The 1,174-nt window shown below is 57.0% G+C and carries 1 protein-coding gene; it reads right to left on the minus strand.

Going from position 1 to position 1,174, the window contains the following annotated elements; genetic code table 11:
• Positions 1–68: 68 nt before the first annotated feature.
• On the minus strand, positions 69–1,174 hold a 1,106-nt coding region (locus HMPREF3148_RS10335), incomplete at its 5' end, for a tyrosine-type recombinase/integrase (protein ID WP_246818813.1).

The following is a 1,174-nucleotide window of genomic DNA, read 5'->3' on the forward strand; positions in this document are numbered from 1 at the left end:
GAAATTGTGCCCCCGACAGGGATCGAACCTGCGAAACACACACCATACAGCCAGCACAAACGCATATTTCAAGCCGATTCTGACGACAATTTGACGACACCAGAAACACGCTCATTCACAGCCCGACTCACCGACTCCAAGTCCTCATCGAAAAGCTCAGTGTACGTATCTAACGTCATTGCAGCGCTAGCATGACCGAGCTGACGCTGCACCGCCTTCACATTCGCCCCCGCCGACACCATCAACCCAGCCGCCACATGCCGCAAACCATGCGGCGTCACCCGAGGAAAAGCTGGGTCATCAGACATACAACGCTGCACCGCCAGGTCAAACCAATCACCATGCGACGGCACCCGTAAAGGCGTACCATCGTTGCGATGCCAGATGTACTCGGTCGGCCCACGCCCCTCAATCAACGGCACAAGCAACTCCATCACAGCGGCCGGAACAGCCACACTACGTCGCTCATGAGTCTTCGGGGCACCAATAGCAATATCACTACCGACCGTCACCGCAGAACGCTCGATATTCAACCGTCCGCGAAGCACATTCACGTCCTGGACCTGCAGTCCAGCCAGCTCACCCCACCGCAGACCAACGGTTCCGAGCACCCACACAATCTCCGAACGGCGAGTACAGGCAGCAGCTAGCCTTCCCAGCTGTTCCGCAGTCAAATACACCTTGACTGCCTTACCCTTACGCGGCAGCTTCACACCCCGCGCCGGATTCACCTGAATCGATTTATCCATTACCGCCAAATCAAGCACCTTAGCCAAAACCGCATGAGCCTGCCGCACCGTAGATCCTGATTTACCCATCGTTGCTACCCACGCCTGCACCTCAGACGGCTTGACCGACGCCACCGGTCGACCACCCCATTCCGGCAGCACGTAGCGCCTCCATAGTCCTTCAGTCTCATGCAAAGTCTTCGGCTTGAGATGTGTCTGCATTGCAAGCCAGCGCTCACCAACCTCTTTGATTCGGGCGCGACCGGCGTTGGGATCAATCCAGTCCTGGTCATGGATGCTCACCGCATTCTTATCGGACCACGCCTGAGCCTCGGACTTTGTACGAAACCCGCGCTTCGTCCGCGATTTACCATCGGGGCTGCGGTACTGCACGCGCCACGCATGCCCTTTCGCTGTCTCATATTTCTTAATGGATGCCATAAGAT

This window comes from Corynebacterium sp. HMSC05D08, assembly GCF_001807215.1.
GTDB classification, from domain to species: Bacteria; Actinomycetota; Actinomycetes; order Mycobacteriales; family Mycobacteriaceae; genus Corynebacterium; species Corynebacterium striatum.